Genomic DNA, 1107 nt, shown 5'->3' on the forward strand with positions numbered 1-1107 from the left:
ACTAAAGAAATTTAATAAAATAAAAGTTTAAACCACTTCAATATAACCGTTTGGATTTCCATACCAAAAACTACCATTAAAAGTTAACCTATAGGTTTTACCTGCTTTAAGCGATATTACGCCAGTTGATGTGTTATAAGGAATACCATTACTTTCGTTTAGTGTATTGTAAATTAAACTTGCTCCACTATTAACATTATTTACAACGGTATTTCTTGAAACATATAAATACTCGGCTTTTGTGAAACCAACAGAATTATTTCCTCTTGCACCAATTTCTTGAATGACAACAGAGTTTTCCTTGTTTTGAAAAATTGCTGTTCCAGAAGCATTTGTAACCCTGAGTTTTACATTTTGGCTTGTAGTTGGCGTATAAATCATATCTACCATATTCGAACCGCTATTAGTCCAAAAGGAATTATTTACTGGGAAAAATTCTCCTAAAGAATTGCCTAATTGGGCATTGGTGGTGGCATCTACCCACGAAATACCCACTACTCCATTTGTAGTATTTGAAAATCCATTTAATTGCCCAGTAAACGTTAAACGATAGGTTTTTCCTGCTTTTAAAGTAAAAGAACTGTTAGCCGCGTTAAAAGCAATGGTGCTTCCTGGCGCAACACTACTCGAATCAAATGCTAAGTCGGTATCTAAACTCAAGGTTTGCGTAGCACTATTTCTTGACACCATAATATATTCCACATTACCTAGTGTCGTGGCATTAAAGGAACAACTTGGTGTAGTATTGATTGTAAAACTATTTGTACCAATGGCTGTTGGCGTTCCGGTAGCAGTTAATGTAATTTGTTGTGACCCCAAACCACTAAAGGTACCACTACCACTAAAGGTTACGCCATTGGCTGTAGCACTAATATTATAAGTACCTGCCGTTGCTACGGTAGCGGTGATTACTTTGGTTACCCCCGTTGCCGGTGTTCCCACTAACAAAGTACCTGTTAAGGCTCCAGAACAGTTAAATCCGCTGATGCTAGAAGTTCCCCCAGAGGTAACAGTATTGTTTGCTGCCGCAATAGCTGCTTGCACTTCGGCTATAGTCGCGGGGCTACTAAAGGCATTGGGGTTGGCATCAATATACGCTTGATAGGC

1 pseudogene is annotated in these 1107 nt (G+C 38.4%); it reads right to left on the reverse strand.

Annotated features, from left to right (window positions below):
- Nucleotides 1-27: 27 nt before the first annotated feature.
- Nucleotides 28-1107 (reverse strand): annotated as a pseudogene (locus tag CHU92_RS15640) (hypothetical protein); the annotation flags it as partial.

This window comes from Flavobacterium cyanobacteriorum, assembly GCF_002251835.1.
In the GTDB taxonomy this organism is placed as follows: Bacteria; Bacteroidota; Bacteroidia; order Flavobacteriales; family Flavobacteriaceae; genus Flavobacterium; species Flavobacterium cyanobacteriorum.